The organism is Segatella sinensis (assembly GCF_040095255.1).
GTDB lineage: Bacteria > Bacteroidota > Bacteroidia > Bacteroidales > Bacteroidaceae > Prevotella > Prevotella sinensis.
In genome coordinates this window covers 12,007-28,523 of sequence record NZ_JBBNGE010000044.1, presented here as the reverse complement: position 1 = coordinate 28,523, position 16,517 = coordinate 12,007, and the positions used below count along the sequence as shown (strand labels likewise).

The following is a 16,517-nucleotide window of genomic DNA, read 5'->3' as shown; positions in this document are numbered from 1 at the left end:
AATTCTACTTTTTCTATAAAACGAAAAATGAGCCATGTTAGTACTTATATATAAAAATAATTTAGATCACTTACTTATATATGTGTCTTAATCCTTATTGTAGTGGAAGATGGTCTCGTACTCGACCTTATAAGACTATTCTGATTATCAATAAGTTAAAGAACTCTACTAAACAATTCTTCACTTTTCTTAACCGAAAATTAACTTTTTCTTAGCGAGTGCAAAGGTACGACTATTTTTCGAGATATGCAAGCCAATTATTCTTAAATATTCTACCATTTTTAGCTCAAAAATTTAGCTCTATTAACTATAATAGAAAACAGAAACCCAAAGGCAAATGACAAGCCACCACCAAAAGAAATGATTCAGCACTAAGAAACATCAGAAAGGAGATAAATCAGCATCTCAACTATCACCCCAATACCTATATATTTTAGATTCTAAAGAAGAGAAGAAAAATGCCCTATTTATAATAAGGTATAGAAATCATACCCAATTATCAAAATCCAGAAAATTGAGCCAGTGAAATATAATTTCAAAATCCCTCCCTACCTTTGCACTCAGAAATTTAAAACCATGAGCCTATGGAAATCGTATTAAATTCATACGGTGCTAAACTTAGCATCAGCAATGGAGCTTTCATGCTCAACAATTCAACAGGAAGCCATCGCATACCTGTTAAAGACGTGGATTCCATCTTAGTAGCCAAGAGTGCCTTACTCACATCCGACGCCTTGATACTTGCCATTGAAAATGACATCAGAGTCACGCTAATCGACATAGGTGGCAACGTAATGGGCTGCGTATGGAGTCACAAATATGGTTCTATCTCCACCATCAGAAAAGGGCAGCTGATATTCACAGCATCACAGGATGCTGTGGAATGGATCAAAAAGGTCATCATCCAAAAGATGCAAAACCAACTGGCCCTGCTGCTCATGCTGCAGGTAGATACAGGAAAGAAGAAACTCACCGTACAGGAAGCTGGCAACAAAATCAGCAAACTCATCGCAAGGGTGGATTCACTTGAAGGATTCACAGTAAGAGAAATCGCCAATAATCTCAGAGCCTACGAAGGCAATGCCTCCAAAGAATACTTCCGGGCATTGAATCTGTTCATACCAGAGAAATACCGGTTCAAGGAACGCTCACAACATCCGGCTACCGATATAGCCAATGCCATGCTCAACTATGGATACGGTATCCTTTATGGAAAGATAGAGAATGCACTCATACGCTGCGGCATAGATCCCTATATAGGCATTCTCCACCGTGACGAGTATGGAAGACCCGTACTTTCCTATGACGTGATAGAGCTCTACAGGGTATGGATAGACTATATCGTATATTCATTGCTGGCCCAGAACATCATAACAGAGGACTACTACTCCACAGATGAAAGAGGAGCAGTATGGCTCGAATCCCTGGGAAGAAGAGTCATCATCCAATCAGTCAATGACTACCTGGCGGAGAATGAATCCATCAAGGGAATGACCAGAAGCCGAGAAACCCATATATTTCTCTATATACAAAAATTCGCACAACAATTAAAACATTATTAGTATGAAAGAGCAGACTGTATCATTGGGAACCAAGATCGTGGCTGCCAATGAAAAATTGACATCTATCAACATGATAGACCTATTCAAGATGATTGCTCACCCAGAGCCATCACTCAGAAATCAGACAGAAGTCCTGCACAGTATCCAGCGCATGGACAGTGCCAAATACAACCTGATGAAAAAATCACTCCCCTACTTTATCTGCGCCCACTTTGACCCAGACTACAGAAGAAAGGAAAACTTCTCATCAGTATCTTTGCAAGTGTCCTCGCTGGGCAGCCTTGAGCCACCACTCATGAGCCTTGGCATGATTTTCTGTGGTTCCCTGCCCAAGATAATAGGCATTGACAGCATTTACCTGTGACTGTACATCTCCTTTTTCTGCAGCTATAAGATACCTATGAAGTGCTTTTTCGTAGTCCTGTTCTACCCCGTCACCTAAATAATAGCATTCTGCCACATTGTAACAGGCATAAATATCGCCCAGTGTAGCGGCTTTCATGTACCATTCAAATGCAGTGGCATGATTCTCCACAACACCGATGCCCTGTGCATAGCACACACCCATGTTGTTCATTGCCATCAGATCTCCTTCCAGGGCCTGCTGGCGATATTTACTTGCTGTTTCACGATCTTTTTTCATACAGGAGCCTTAATTATGAGCAAAGTTTTAGCAGTCCATTGCTTCTGCATCATCTTACTGATAAAGGAATGGACAAAAAATCTTCCGGTATCTCTATATCTTCAGGCTGAAGGTAAGTGGTGTAGTAAGAATCTTGATGTTCATCCTCCATTTTGTCTATGATTGGCATTTCTGATACATCCAACTCAAACGCTTTAAGTCTATCCTTGATATAGGCATTAATCTGCGATTTTCCCTGGTTGATGCTGCGTCCCCTGTTTTCAGTGTCATCCACTCTTGCCATCCAATCACTAAAATCCCTTGCTGGATGATGGAAAAGCAGATTGTAAACATCCCTTAGCCATTCTTTGGAACCTTGCTTGGTAAATTTACAATATCTACCTCTACCGTTTCTGAAGAATTCATGAAGGTACATATGTTCACCAAGTTTCTGTCTGATGAGTGTACATACATACACCATTCTTTGGTCTTTTGAACCAACCTTGATGTTGAAAGACTCCCCGTTTACATTAATCTTGATAGCCCAAAGTTCCTTGGTTCTCCTTCCTTCAGGAAGTTTCCATTGTTCCGGCATTTTAACGATTGATACCTTGATTTTAGGTGCCTCTAAAAGCCCAGTAGAAACTGCAATATTCAAATGAGCTTTTGTTTCCTCATAGGACATGTCTTCACTAACAACATCCATCGCTTTTTTCATGAACGAAATCAGATTGATTCCTTGATTCATGATGTCATCCAGACAATACCACAGCATGTGTTTGAAGTCATACTCTTCCTTACCAGTAGCAGGATCTTCCTGACGTGTATATGGAAGCAGAATCATATCTATGCCTTCATTGTATTTGTAAGCTGGATTATTATTTTCTAGCCACTCCACAGTCTCTATGAATCCATCTACATGAAATCTTTCAGAGAAGGCAACAGGCTTTGTTGTATCTCTATTTTTCAAAGGATATATACCTTTTTCTTCATTCAAAAGACCTGGAATGAAATAACGGATATTCTTAGTCCTATAATGCAGATATTCATAGTTATTAAAAACCAATCGCATTGCCGGAGTTTGATAGTTTAAATTGCTCAAAAGAATAATATACCAGTTATGTTTACCAGGATTACTATTGGGCCACAATGATTCCCAATAGTGCAAATCTTTGTATGAACTAATTCCAAGCATATTGACAATAGCATTAAGATAAAACAATACTTACTTTTTCCTATTGCAAAGTCTCTAATCTTCTTTTACAATAGGATATAATTCGATAAACTCGCCATTATGAGACTTACCATCATTGATGAGTTTAGCAAATTTCTCGCCCACCTTGTCAGTCGTATGAAACCCCGGCAAGTCCATATTGCCATTCAAATCTGTAGTGGTAGGACCAGGATGTACGCTGAAAATCTCCACAGGAATGTTATTCTGCTTAAACTCCATTGCCATCACACCCATCATAGCATTCTGGGCTGCTTTGCTTGCTACGTAAGCCAGTGGATGCCAATAAGGACTGATTTCACTTGGTACTGTCACATTCACACTTCTACCTTCGTTTTGTTTGATGAGCGGAAGGAGTGCCTGGGTGATGGCTAATGTCCCAAAGTAATTTACATCAGTAGTTTCCTTGATATCCTTCATATCAGTATCCCAACTTGTCTTTGACATATCTCCCGGAATACCTGCATTATTTACCAGGAGATTGAGCGAAGGATATTTCTCATTGATTTCCTTTGCTGCCTTGCTGATACTAGTCTGGTTACTCAGTTCTATTTCCACCCATCCCAGAACAGTACATCCTGCGTCCTGTAACTTGCTCATTGCATCCAAAGCTCTTGCTTCATTGCGAGCTCCGATAATAATGTCCCAGCCAGACTGGCCAAGATATTTACTGATTCCAAAGCCAATACCTTTGTTGGCACCAGTAATAAAAGCTGTTTTATTCATTCCTTATAATTATTTAAAAGTTCAGTAAAATGAATTCTAAATAGAAACCATTTATTGCAAATGCAAAGATACGATTTTGTCATTTAAAAGACGAATGATTTTCCAAATTTCTTTAATACTAATTGTGTCATAAATATAGTTAGCATAAAATGACTATACTTATATTCTTACAATAAGAACGCACTTACAAAACATCAGTTATATTATAACAGGTGTAGAAAAGCTGGAGTTAGAAAGCAGGACTAAGGAGTTGTAAATTTTCCTTAGCCCTGTTTTTCATATATTTAATCAGCCAGTTCCACCAATAATCCGTTGACAGGATAATAAATGTAACGTTTGATGACTTTTTCACCGGCAGCCTCCAGGGCAGCCTGATAAGCCTCCAACTGACCAGCATACCAGCCCACAAAGTGTTCATTTTCAGGATCCAGTACGGCTTTAGGCCCCATCGGATTGGTCTTGTAATCCACTACGATATTGCCTTCAGCAGTCTGCCATACCAAATCAATGCTTCCCACAATACTCTGTCCGTCCTGCTCCAACCGGAATGGACGCTCGTGATAAGTCCTCAGAGGTTTGCCATGAAGTTCCTCTAATCTGCCATACAGATTATTCCAGGCATCTGTAATGGCCTCCTCATCAGTAAGTACCGCAGAAAGATGATAACTGCCTATGATTTCCTTCATCTCTACCCGGTAAGCAGGACGCTTTTCCTCCATACCGGCAAAGATCTGATGAATGCAGTCTCCCACTTGGGCCATGCTTTGAGGATTCTTGCTCAGTGCAATACGCTTATTGAAATCGTACACATCACCCACTTTTCCTTTCCTCAGAATCTGACTTGGGGAAATATATCGAGGCTCCCTCATCAAAAATGATGGCTCCTCAATATCAAGACGCTTGAATGCCGATGAATCAGCAACTCCGTAATCTTCCAATGCATCCAGTTCTTCCTGGGTTAAAGTCATATCCTTGAAGATGTGCCCGGTTCCGAAAATATCCCAACCATCCTTGGAAGCAACCTCACTGGCAGCAGAATCTATGCCCACATCCTTGGGCCATCCGAGCATCCTCTTTCCCCTTTTTGGCTGTTCTATATCCAGAATCAATACATCCTGAGGACGAGTCATGCCCACATACAGAAGACGGTTGCTTTCAGAAATCCGATTCTGAAAAGCGATTTCAAATTCTTCCATCTCCTCTATTTTGGCACTGATGGCATCAGGTACATTGCGGTCTGTTCCATATATCCATGGGGTGAGCCTGATATAGACCTCTGGATACGGACTGCCAGCCGACGGCTGTTCACAGTGAACAGGATGAACACCATAAGTCTCCGTCTTTACAGCACTCTTTACGTCTGCCACATCGGTATTGAGCGACATCATGATGACATACTTCCATTGTAAACCCTTGGAAGAATGATACGTATGTAGCTGGACACCCTCTGCATCACCGCTGCCGGTAGGATTGGCATTCTCCATATAGGCAATGAAACCATCCACCGTAGCAGGCAGGTTCATCTGCACACAGTGTTCCTCATAAACCCGGGCAGAATTGATGATAGACTGAAGGGACGAGATGCCAAACTGAGCATCCTCCTCCACCTTCTTGATCTCATCATAAAGTCCCAGCTCGATGATCATACTTTCCACCAGGGAAGCCACCGACTGCTGCTGCAGTTTGGAACGAATTGCCAGCAACTTACTGATGAGAGGAACTTCCACAAGAAAATCCCCATCCTTCTTCTCCTCATCACAGGAAAGAAGAATCTTTTCCTCGATAATCTTCCTGGTATTGTAATCCTGTTCTGTGAGATAGGCTACCGTGGCCTTGGCCAATGCATCATTGCTGCTTTCCACAATACGCAGAAGAGATGAAGCAAGGGTGTATGCCCTGGTCTCGATAATCGGGAAATCCTCCCTACTGGAAGGAATGCCGTATTCCTTCAGTTTCTCAGACACATCCTTGAGCGTGGAATTAGTTCGTGCCAGTACTGCTATGTCATGAGGATTAACCTGCTGGGAAAGCAATTTCAATACATGCTCTGCCACACCTGCATCATCACTGCTGTGAAAAAATCTCAAGGAATCCGTTCCATTACTGTTCTCACGATGTGTCTTGAGGGTAATGTTCTTTTCATCCAGCACATGGGCAAATGTCTTCTTGAAGATAGCGTTATTTACCTGCACGATATCCGGAAGCGAGCGCCATGAAGTGTCAAGCGTATCAGTATCGCATCCGTCCTCTTTCAGGCTGATGCGGTCAACTACAGCCTTGGTCAAAGCTATGTCTGAGCCTCGGAATCCGTAAATAGCCTGCTTGTAATCACCCACCCAGAATGAATGCTCCATGAGATCACTCAATGCATCAAATATCTTCACCTGTATAGGGGAAGAGTCCTGGAACTCATCCACAAAGAGATATCTGTAAGACAGGGAAATCTCACGGGCCACGGATTCATCCTTCAATAAAAGCCTCATGTATTTCTCCATATCATTGTAGTCCAGAAGATTCTTCTCTTTCTTGAACTGGGCGAAGTTTTCCTTCCATCTACAGGCCAGACTGAAAAGCAGACGGATGTAGGCCTCCTGCTTCTCATAAACCATCTCGCTGGTCCATATTTCAGACATCCTATCCTGAAAATCCGCTGCCAGTGGACCATATCCTTTAGGTGTTCCTATGGTGGAATTGATATTTTTCAAAGTGCCCATCGTGATGCGACCCAAACCTCTTCTTGCCTGTACCAGCTTCTCGATACGTACATCATTTGCGGCACTCTGCTTCTTGGAGCGCAGGAATTGCTCATGCTCATCAACCACGTCCTTGAGCTCCTCGTAAGAAAAGCCAAAGTCACTTCCTTTCCTGACAAAACCACGGATGAAAGAAAGAGATTCCTCCTCACTCCTGCTGAAATCATCTATCTCATAATTGGTGGCATAACCGATGATGGCCTTCAGATGTCCCTGCCATACGTTATAGTCAATGCTGCTGGTGGGTCTGAAATCCTTCATTTCCCTCAGATCAAAATATCTGGCAAACTGATGGAGCACCTTCAGTTCCTCCTCCGTAGGAAGCTCGGAAAGTGACTGTGATATGTAATAGGCTGTATCTTCCTCTGCCATCACTCCCATGGAAGGAGATAGACCTAAATGAAACCAGTACTTGCCTATCAGGCGCTGACAGACACTGTGAACGGTGCCAATCATGGCATGGTCCAGTTCGATGGCAGCATCATAAAGCCCCTCATCATATAGAAAGGCCTTGGCTTTTTCCTTGAACTCATTGGCAGCCTTGGTGGTAAACGTAGTGAGAATCACCTCTGAAGGCTTCACCTTTTTCGCTTTGATGAGCGCAGTCAAGGTTTCCGTAAGGCGATAGGTTTTTCCACTACCGGCCCCTGCGTTGATATATGTGACATTCTTCATAAATCCTGCATTTTAGTTAAAAAAAGTCCATACTGGGAGAAGAAATTGGCCTTCTTGCCTCCCGTTTCATCGTCTTTAAGAAGCGGATAGAGCCCCATATCTTCCGTATCATTGACATAGGAAAGTTCATCATAAGGGCCCATCATCTCCAAGAGGCCGCCATCAAGCTGCTTCTTCCTGTAAATGACACCCTGGCGCAGCTGCTCCACGATGTTACTGTCATCGGAGGATTTTATCTGCGTACAATAACGGCCCTTGAAGTCTTCCTTACTGTAAAGACGTGCCTCCGGCATGAGAAAATAAGCCACCCTTTTCACTTCATCCTTCTTAGTCTGTCCCAACATCTTACGGTAAAGCTCCAGCTGCACGGAACGGTTCTGCTCCAGCTTGTTCTGATAGCCTTTTGCCCAGGTGGTCCATTTGAAATCAAACACCACAGGATGCCCATCCCGATCCTCCAGCGTCATGTCAATGAATCCCAGCATGTCAGAGGCTTTTGGATTTCCGTTTTCATCCAGCGCCTTAGGCAATCCCAGCTTCATGTTCATCTCCACATACCTTTCACATCCCGTAACCTTCAGTTCATTGTCCTTCAATATTTCCAGCAGAGAGTCAAGACAGGAACGGAGCTGCTCATGAAGAAGCTTTTCGGTGAGCTTGTTCTCAGCCAACTGCAGGATAGCACCCTTGGCTTCCACCAGTTCATTATAAACGGCATCATATTCCTTCAGCCTCTCTGCTATTTCCTTTGGAGTGGCATACGCCTTGCCCTGACGAGGAGCGAACAGGGCTTCTATCACGGCATGAGCCACATTACCCTGTATGGTCTTCACATCTGCCATCTGAGCCTTGCCCTCCGCAGTGATATTCAGCATCCTTTCCATCAAGAAATCAAGAGGATACTCAGTCAGGGTGGCAATGCTGGTAGGACTCAGATGATCTGGCCACTGAAGTTTGCTGGCATGATCAAACTGAATCTCTGCTGCCGCTTCCTCTCTGTCCACTATCTTCACATCCAAAAGTTTCTCCTCATCTATCTTCGGAGTCCTGATAAATTTGTCTAAATTTGACACCTGCTGTTCCAGACGAACCATGAGAGGATGCTTCAAGGTAGCTTCTCCTGCACGAGAGAGACAGACCACCAGAATGAGCTGCTTTTCAGTCATCCAGAGGGGCATAAGACTCATGAACTGATGATACCGGTTCTGCATACTCTCATCCCATGCACGAATATATCGCTCCTGCGTAAGCTGAAGCTTTTCTGAAGGATAGAGAAAAGCACACTCACCAGCCATGGCATCATCACCATCTACACCCATCCAGACCGTATTCTGAGCCACAGAGGCTATCTTGGAAGGACTGTCCACCACCATCCTGCATCCTTTTTCAGCTACAGCATTGGTGAAAGAACCCTTTTCATAAATACCGCTCATCCAGGAGTCAATCGTCTGATAGTCAATTACAGGGGATGATATGGTGGAAAGCAGGATATGCAAGGCATCACACATGCCAGCCACGGAGGTAAGCTGCTCTATCCACTGCAGATTCTGCTTTCCGTCATCCATGAGATGAGCACGCTGGCGTGACCAGCTGGCGAGCTGACTTACAAAAAGGCGCACCTTCTCCGTATCAATCTCATCAGATGCCTGAAGTGGCGGCAAAAAGACATCTACCTTTTTCTGACGCTGCTCCCTGCCCTTTTCACGGATTTCCTGCTGCTCCTCTATGGATAAGGCTTTCTGCTGTTCATCCAGATAAACAAACTTACCATCCACATAATCCTTTACCAGATTCCTGCAAACATCATTTCTGTAACCGCCTTCTTGGACAATGGCTTCTGCCAGGTGAGACCTGAAGAAACTATCTAAAGGATGCAGTGGCATATTGAGCCATTCTATCAGCGTATTCACATTCAAAGGAGAAGCAAAGAGTCCCAAGCCCATGACAAAGAGCTGGGTCAGCTGAGGAGTACAGTCTGATGTAATACTGCCGGTCATAGCCTTGTTCATCAGCAGCAACCAGTTGTCCATCTGCTTGTTATCGGCATTGATCCAGAGATCCACATCATCCATCTGCTCATAAGCAAGATACTGGGCAGCCTGTCGCTCATCATTAAACTGATAGATCAAAAGGGAACTGTCATTCTCATCAAGCGTAATCTTCCCTTGCCTGCCCTCAAAAATCATCTCTCGTACCCTGCATAGATTAGAGTCAGAAACAGGAGCCTGAGGAATCAGCTCCAGTTTAGCTCCCTGACGCTCCAAGGCATTTAAAAGCTCACGCACATTAGGTTTGAGCCAGTCTTTATCACAGGCAAGCAAACAAGTCATATGAGAACAGTCAAGCTTTTGCATAGCCACCTGGTCAGTCACAATATGAAGCCTTCCCGCCATATCGCAACCATCCTTCTTCCTGAAATATTCCTCCACTCCGATGAGTACGGAAAGGCGGCTGCTGATGGAAGTACCGTCAAAATCCCAATCTGCCGAGCGAAGTTCATCCCTCCATCCCAGCATCGCCTTAGCAGTAGTAAGACCTGAGGTCTTGAAGGATTCCGCCATCACGTTCTTGGGATGAGCTTCCATATACTTGCTTACCGCATCATAATAAAGTGCCATGCGCTCCTGGGCAGACACCTCATCATAATGCAGTCCTAAACGCAACTCCAGGAGATTAACCAGACCTATGGTGTTCGTCACCACAGTATCCATCATAATCTCACTGCTGGTAAAAACGTGACCAGAGAATTCCGGTGAAAACAATATCTTCCACTCCACTGCCCCATCTTCATACCTTTGAAGATTAGGACTTCCATATTCAGGGAAAATTTCGTCTCTCATAAGCTATTCTTTTTTAAGTTAGCGGACTTACGTATCCGTTTTCAGTCTGTAAAAGTACAAAAAAAATAATATTTTCGATATATTTTAAAAGCTTTTCTTCAATTTTACTGGGGAAAACATGATTTACTGTCCCAAAAACATATATTTAGGCATAAAAAATGCCACCAGAAAATCTGGTGGCTATACCCATTTAGATCAATTTACTGATAGATAATACCACTATCGTTTAATCCTTACAATGCTTACGTGAGTAATACTGAATACAATCTGAAGCCTTGAACACAATCTTATCACGGGCTGCAATCGTAATCTTCTCCTTAGTGGCAGGCTTCACTACAAATAGCTTGGGTTATCCTGTTCATCGCAGCTTGCCTATATTCTTCATCCTCTCGTTTTTTGCATACTTTATATAATGTTGCCAAGAAAACCCAAAGGTCTTTAGCCTTTGGGATGAATTGGCACAAGATTTAGCCTTGTTTCTCAATGTACTTTCTGAATTGCATCACATATAAAAAACGGATTATTTACTCTGTTTAAAATTGTGATGTGAGATCTGATGAAGTGATTCTATCCGTTCGCCTCAAGATCTACATTTATATTTTCAGGCGGGTGCATCCTCCTCCTTCAGGAAAATCGTATATTCCACATCATATTCATCTCTGATAACTGAAATATTACAGCCTATTCTCTCGGCTACAAAGTCATTGTCATGCGTACCATCCAATACCCATTCCCCGTATTTGTGTAATCTGTTAGAATCTATATAGCCATCATCTTTGGTCTCATCCTCATCTGCCCAATAATCATAAACATCATCATCTTCTTCTTCCACATAAAGACCGTTCTTGATATCGTCGAGAATGTAACATTCCAAAGACTCATCTATATAGCTGTGATCTGACTCATAGAGCCAGTAATGCACCACCATCTCATAAAAGAGGTCTCCCAGATGTTTATGAAGTTTCTTCAGGTTGCGCTTGCCACTCTCTATCGCCTCCTCTACATCCTCACTGGTAACTTCGTCTTCTCCGATTTCCTTTAGGGCATTGTAAACTCGCTGGGATACCATTACTTCATGCTCCTTTTCACTACCCTCACAGCCACAGCCATGGCAGCAGACTCCGTAAAAGGCTTTTGTTACAACCTTGATCTTTACCTGGTTTTCTTTTCTTTTTCCCTTGTTCATAATCACGTCAGCTTTAAGTTGTTTCATTAAGTTATTTTAGAGGCTAAACCCCTTGATAGCATTCTTTGATAATGCCTCCTGTCTACAGAACGTAGAAATCCGCTCTTTATTGCTTATATCGGAAGAATAAAACAGCAGATCATCTACCAGTGCCTTGCGGGCGATGTTCTCTATCTGACCGCCTGAGAAATCATACTGCGAGGCGATGGAGGAAAGGGTGGCTTCATCTACATCCGGCATCATGCTATGCCAGATCTGGGTGCGTACCTGCAGGGAAGGCTTTTCAAACTCTACCTTATAGAGAAACCTTCGCTCAAAGGCTGCATCCAATGAGCCTTGCAAATTGGTGGTGGCTATCATGATGCCTTCCAGATTCTCCATTTCCTGCAAGATCACGTTCTGAATGCTGTTTTCCATCTTGTCAACGGAGGAGGTGGTAACTTCCATCCGATTGCCGATGATGGCATCTGCCTCGTTGAACAACAGGATGGGACAGAGTTTGCTTGCTCTGACTCGCTCCTTGTAACTGGCAAAGACTTCCTGGATGTTCTTCTGGCTCTCTCCCACCCACTTGCTCCTGATCTGTGACATGCTTACCTGCATCACATCCCTGCCGGAGGACTTGGCAAGCTGAAGCACGGTTTCGGTTTTTCCGGTGCCTGGTGAGCCATAAAAGAGACAGGCGATGCCCTTGTGGAAGCCCCGTTCCTGCAATCGCTTCTGAACCATCCTGAAATTCTTCTCCTCCAGCAGTGAATGCAATCTCTGTATCTGCTGCTCCACGGATGGATTGTAATAGAGATTCTTGAAGACGATATCCTTGTGACTGGTCATATCTGACGACGGTGTATTCATCCCTCTGAGCTTATACTCCGGTATGAGCAGATGACGGGCTTTGGCTGTAAGGCATAGAGTCTCCTTGTCCTTGATGCCATCGGCACACCCGAAAGTGATGAGCTTTCGCTGGAACAGCTCATGATTGCCCTGAAGTAATCCATATACCATCACATTGCGGTCCTTGCCTTCATCAAACAAAGCTACGATTTGCCCTAAAGACACATTAGACATGGAATTCATGACATAACAACGGCAGAGATGCAGCAGGATGAGTTCTGACTCGATGGATGAAAGCTCCAGTTTTTTCAACTTAGATACGAGCGGAAGATGCTGATTATCGCTCAGATGACGGGAACACTTCTTGATAAAGGTATCGGTCTCCATACACGTCTTGCTCTTCTGTTTGAACAGATGATAGAAAGTGGAAAGCAGTTCCAGCGTATTTTCCACCTTAGAGGTCTTTTTCACGAATACTTCATTGTTGCTGAAAGCCTCCAGGACATCTGCCGGAATCACATATTCATCCACCCTTCCCATCCTTCTCTCCATCTTCTCCAGCAGTTCTTTCTCACAAAGCGCATGGAAGTCCGGCATCCAGTGCATGAGCATCATATTGGTGGTATCGAGCATATTGGCTACTGCTCTGAGGGTAATGCTCATGTTCAAACTGAAATTCATGCATATAGCCATGATGAATGCCTGCCGGTTGGTGATTGCCTGAAGCTGGGCCAACCTGCAGATATATGGCATGCAAAGATCGAGTGTGGACTGGCTGAAGCCCTTGCTCGTGACTTCACGCAAAACCCTGTCGAAGAGCTGGAGTATCGTGAGATCGGATTCTTCTAAAGGGAGCGGAACATGCTGATCGAAATCTATTTCATCGAAAAACAGTTCCTTTTTATGGCGAACGATTGCTGGATTTCCTGATATTTCCATATATATCTAATAAGACCTTCTTTTTGTATGATTAGGAGATTAAATTAATCAATGTCGTTGGCGAAGATGAAACCGATATCTTCCCATTCATCCTTCTTGTCCTGAGGCAGCTGCTCAAATTCATCATCAGAGATGAACTGTCCCTGGAGTGTGACCCTACCCTTCTTTCCGTCTTTCTCGAAGACGAAATCATCACCTACTGCTGCTTCATTGATGTAGTCGTACTCGGGAGCGATGTAGATATTGCCCAAATCAAAGGCCAGCATGCCCATCTTGTCTCCTGCCTTCAGCAAGACTACTCCATTGAAGGCGATGCCATGACTCTCAAGCTCAAATGGTGTCAGAATCTCATTGCCTTCCATAATGGCGAAATGCTTCTTGTCTTCTGCCTTGGCTACTGCCTTGAGATGTGAACCGAAGATGTTTTCTACGATTACAAACTCATTTACCTGTGCTGATGTTTTTGTTTCGATCATAATAAATTAATTTATAATTGTTACTAAAATCATGCAGAGAGATGTTCTCTGATTTCTGGTGCAAAGGTACTATTAAAAAAGCAACCGGCAAAATGCATTATACGTATAACGAAAAACTATTTTTCCGCAAAAAGGCGTACCTTTGCACCAGAATTCGAAAGTGAAACTAAAAAAGGGTTATGACCATGCTGATGGCTGGTTCATCTACACCTTATTATATATATAAAGATTCATCGCTTATGATAATTGATTCATTGACCAAAGACATCTCCCTCGTATCTGCAGAGGACTGTCTCATCATTCCTGATGTACACGGAAGAGACTTCTGGAAGGATGCTGCCAACCGCTTCCCGGGAAACATCGTCTTTTTAGGAGACTACCTGGACCCATATCCACTTGAAGGCATCAGCCCGGACGAAGCCTTCACCAATTTCCAGGAAATCCTTTCTTTCAAGAAAGCAAACCCTGATAGAGTGACGCTGCTCTTGGGAAACCATGATCTGCAATATTTCAGCAAGGCGTATAGTCTGTACAGTAAATCCAATAGATATTCTTGGAAATATGCTCAGCTGTATGAGGACACTTTCCATGAAAACAGTCAGCTGTTCCAGCTTGCCCATACTTTGGCATTCCCTGAGAGCGAAGTCCTCTTTACGCACGCCGGTGTGCATTCATGCTGGCTTCACCAGCATCCGTACCTCCTGCCAGAGGTTTCAGCAGAAGCCATCAACCGCCTGCTGGACACAGAGGAAGGTATTGTTGCCTTGACTGAATGCAGCAAAATAAGGGGTGGTGACTATCCTGCTGGCAGTCCGGTATGGGCAGACCAGAGGGAGATGATTCACTCGGAACCCATCGAAGGAACTTACCAGATATTCGGACACACCATGCTGGAGGTGCCGGTCATCACCTGTACCTTTGCCTGCCTGGATACGCAAAACGTTTATGCTATAGACCCACATTTAAAAATAAACATCATCAAATAAGAATATGAGCATTTTTCACTTTGACATCGACATCAATCCTGTGATTGACTATCAAGAGTGCCACATCACAGGTTACTTTGAACTCATAGAGCCAAGCAAGGCCGTAGTTTGCATGACATCTCCCTACCCTGGGCTGAAGCAAGAAATTACCGATTCCGATAACGAGCCATTGGACATAGACTCTTCCCTGTCAAAGGTGGAGAGCATCCTCACCCATCTCTATATCAACCACCAGGGGAAAAAAGAATAAATCACATAGGGACTGCCAGAAAAAATGAAAGTTAAACAGATCATCATGGAAGAACAGAAGAAAAGTATAAAAGCAAATAACAAGAAAGGCTATCAGAAAACCATATCCATCAGATTTCCAGATGGAACCATCGTCTTAGAGCAAACAGCTATAGGAACATTTAAGAAATGCCTCAAGAAGATAGGTCTCTACAAAGTTGCCAAATTCAAAAGCATCCTTTTCAAAGGCTATCCTCTGGTAGGCTTAGAAAAGAGAACGGATGGAAATCAAAAGTGGCAAGACTATGAAGACGGATGGTACATATATAGCTACATCAGTAATAAGGATAAAATCAGGGTCCTCAACAGACTATCGGATGATTTGCATTTAGGTCTCATCATCAAGGAGGAACATCTTATCCTATAGACTGTACACTCTTAGAGAGCAGGCATATCCACCTCTTCGGGAAAGAGCTGAAATACCCTAATTTCTAAAAAAAAGCTTTTCATTAAATTTATTTTTCTGTGCAGATACTTCGCACAGAAAGATAGTACCTTTGCATCGTGATTCAGAGAAACCAAGGAATTGTTCTGAGGTACTGACAAAAATATAGAAACTATGAGACAAGTAAAGATTCTTACAAGACCAACAGTAGATCAGATGAACGAATATTCTCAGCTTAAGGAACAGTTATTCAACGATAAGCTCTCAGAAAAGGAAAGTGCAGAAATCGCAGAACAGTTCAGACGCCTCGAATCATCTTACAACTGGACCAACTTTGTTTTCCAAAATCCAGACACAGGAAAGCGCGGCATAAAGAATGCTGCCGGTGAGGTACTGGTGCCTGCTGAGTTTGATGATTTCTCTTTCCTGGGTGACAACGACTTATTCTATACAACCCACATGGCTGCCATGAAGGACAGAGGGTTCGGCATTGTGGCCGCTGACGGAACAGGTAAGGTTTTGGTTGATTTCCGCTTTGATTATCTACAGTGGGACCCTTTTGCAGGCATGTACATGGCATTATGGGACAGCAAGGTTGAGTTCGGCTACGTCAATCCTCAAGGAAAGGTTATCATTCCTAACATCCTAACCAAATACAATGAGCCTTGCTACGGACACTTGATCCTGGAAACGGACTTATTTATGGGCATACTGGATCTGCGCACCTCCAACTTCGTACTGCCGGAATATTTCAATATAGAAGTAGAGGAGAACGAGAAGATTGTCTTCACAAAAAACCGCGTCAAAGGTTATGTCGTCGAGCGCACAGGAAAGTTTATTCCTGCTGATGAGTACGATGAAGAAAATATGAGTGACGAGGACATCGTTTACAACACATTTAAATAATTAAAAAAGAAGTACATTATATTTGTATATACCAAAGAGGTTATCAACCACCGAGTAGCAACTTGCCTTGCGTGGAGATTTCCCAACAACAAGATTCTTGAACTATTC

General features: G+C 43.3%; 13 protein-coding genes. 5 read left to right on the top strand and 8 right to left on the bottom strand.

Going from position 1 to position 16,517, the window contains the following annotated elements; genetic code table 11:
- Positions 1 to 584 precede the first annotated feature (584 nt).
- Positions 585 to 1,562, top strand: coding sequence for a CRISPR-associated endonuclease Cas1 (cas1, locus tag AAAT87_RS11560; RefSeq protein ID WP_349226500.1), 978 nt, complete (start codon positions 585 to 587; stop codon positions 1,560 to 1,562).
- Positions 1,563 to 1,809: 247 nt separating this feature from the next.
- On the opposite strand, the gene AAAT87_RS11555 is transcribed toward cas1, so the two are convergent.
- The 8 genes from AAAT87_RS11555 to AAAT87_RS11520 all read right to left on the bottom strand — a co-directional run bounded on the left by AAAT87_RS11555 (position 1,810) and on the right by AAAT87_RS11520 (position 13,844).
- Entirely contained in the window at positions 1,810 to 2,205 is a 396-nt protein-coding gene (locus AAAT87_RS11555) for a tetratricopeptide repeat protein (protein WP_349226499.1), read from the bottom strand.
- A gap of 49 nt (positions 2,206 to 2,254) precedes the next feature.
- Positions 2,255 to 3,379, bottom strand: coding sequence for a hypothetical protein (locus AAAT87_RS11550; protein ID WP_287623545.1), 1,125 nt, complete (start codon positions 3,377 to 3,379; stop codon positions 2,255 to 2,257).
- A 54-nt stretch (positions 3,380 to 3,433) separates the two neighbouring features.
- Entirely contained in the window at positions 3,434 to 4,141 is a 708-nt protein-coding gene (locus AAAT87_RS11545; RefSeq protein ID WP_349226498.1) for an SDR family NAD(P)-dependent oxidoreductase, read from the bottom strand.
- A gap of 284 nt (positions 4,142 to 4,425) precedes the next feature.
- On the bottom strand, positions 4,426 to 7,569 hold the full coding sequence (locus AAAT87_RS11540) for a UvrD-helicase domain-containing protein (RefSeq protein WP_349226497.1): 3,144 nt from the start codon (positions 7,567 to 7,569) through the stop codon (positions 4,426 to 4,428).
- Positions 7,566 to 10,409 (bottom strand): PD-(D/E)XK nuclease family protein, encoded by a 2,844-nt coding sequence (locus AAAT87_RS11535; protein ID WP_349226496.1) that lies wholly within the window; start codon positions 10,407 to 10,409, stop codon positions 7,566 to 7,568. The genes AAAT87_RS11540 and AAAT87_RS11535 overlap by 4 nt, the downstream gene beginning before the upstream one ends.
- 601 nt (positions 10,410 to 11,010) lie before the next feature.
- Positions 11,011 to 11,622: a hypothetical protein gene (locus tag AAAT87_RS11530; protein ID WP_349226495.1), complete on the bottom strand. Its 612-nt coding sequence runs from the start codon at positions 11,620 to 11,622 to the stop codon at positions 11,011 to 11,013.
- 9 nt (positions 11,623 to 11,631) lie between these two features.
- Entirely contained in the window at positions 11,632 to 13,368 is a 1,737-nt protein-coding gene (locus AAAT87_RS11525) for an ATP-binding protein (protein ID WP_349226494.1), read from the bottom strand.
- A 44-nt stretch (positions 13,369 to 13,412) separates the two neighbouring features.
- Positions 13,413 to 13,844, bottom strand: a complete 432-nt coding sequence (locus AAAT87_RS11520; RefSeq protein ID WP_349226493.1) for a hypothetical protein — start codon at positions 13,842 to 13,844, stop codon at positions 13,413 to 13,415.
- 239 nt (positions 13,845 to 14,083) lie between these two features.
- On the opposite strand from AAAT87_RS11520, the gene AAAT87_RS11515 reads away from it, so the two are divergent.
- The 4 genes from AAAT87_RS11515 to AAAT87_RS11500 all read left to right on the top strand — a co-directional run bounded on the left by AAAT87_RS11515 (position 14,084) and on the right by AAAT87_RS11500 (position 16,409).
- Positions 14,084 to 14,830: a metallophosphoesterase gene (locus AAAT87_RS11515; protein WP_349226492.1), complete on the top strand. Its 747-nt coding sequence runs from the start codon at positions 14,084 to 14,086 to the stop codon at positions 14,828 to 14,830.
- A 4-nt stretch (positions 14,831 to 14,834) separates the two neighbouring features.
- Positions 14,835 to 15,080, top strand: a complete 246-nt coding sequence (locus AAAT87_RS11510; protein ID WP_287623532.1) for a hypothetical protein — start codon at positions 14,835 to 14,837, stop codon at positions 15,078 to 15,080.
- A gap of 24 nt (positions 15,081 to 15,104) precedes the next feature.
- The gene (locus tag AAAT87_RS11505; protein WP_287623530.1) at positions 15,105 to 15,485 is read left to right on the top strand and encodes a hypothetical protein; all 381 of its coding nucleotides are present in this window, start codon (positions 15,105 to 15,107) and stop codon (positions 15,483 to 15,485) included.
- 192 nt (positions 15,486 to 15,677) lie between these two features.
- The gene (locus AAAT87_RS11500; RefSeq protein WP_287623529.1) at positions 15,678 to 16,409 is read left to right on the top strand and encodes a WG repeat-containing protein; all 732 of its coding nucleotides are present in this window, start codon (positions 15,678 to 15,680) and stop codon (positions 16,407 to 16,409) included.
- The last annotated feature ends 108 nt before the right edge of the window (positions 16,410 to 16,517 follow it).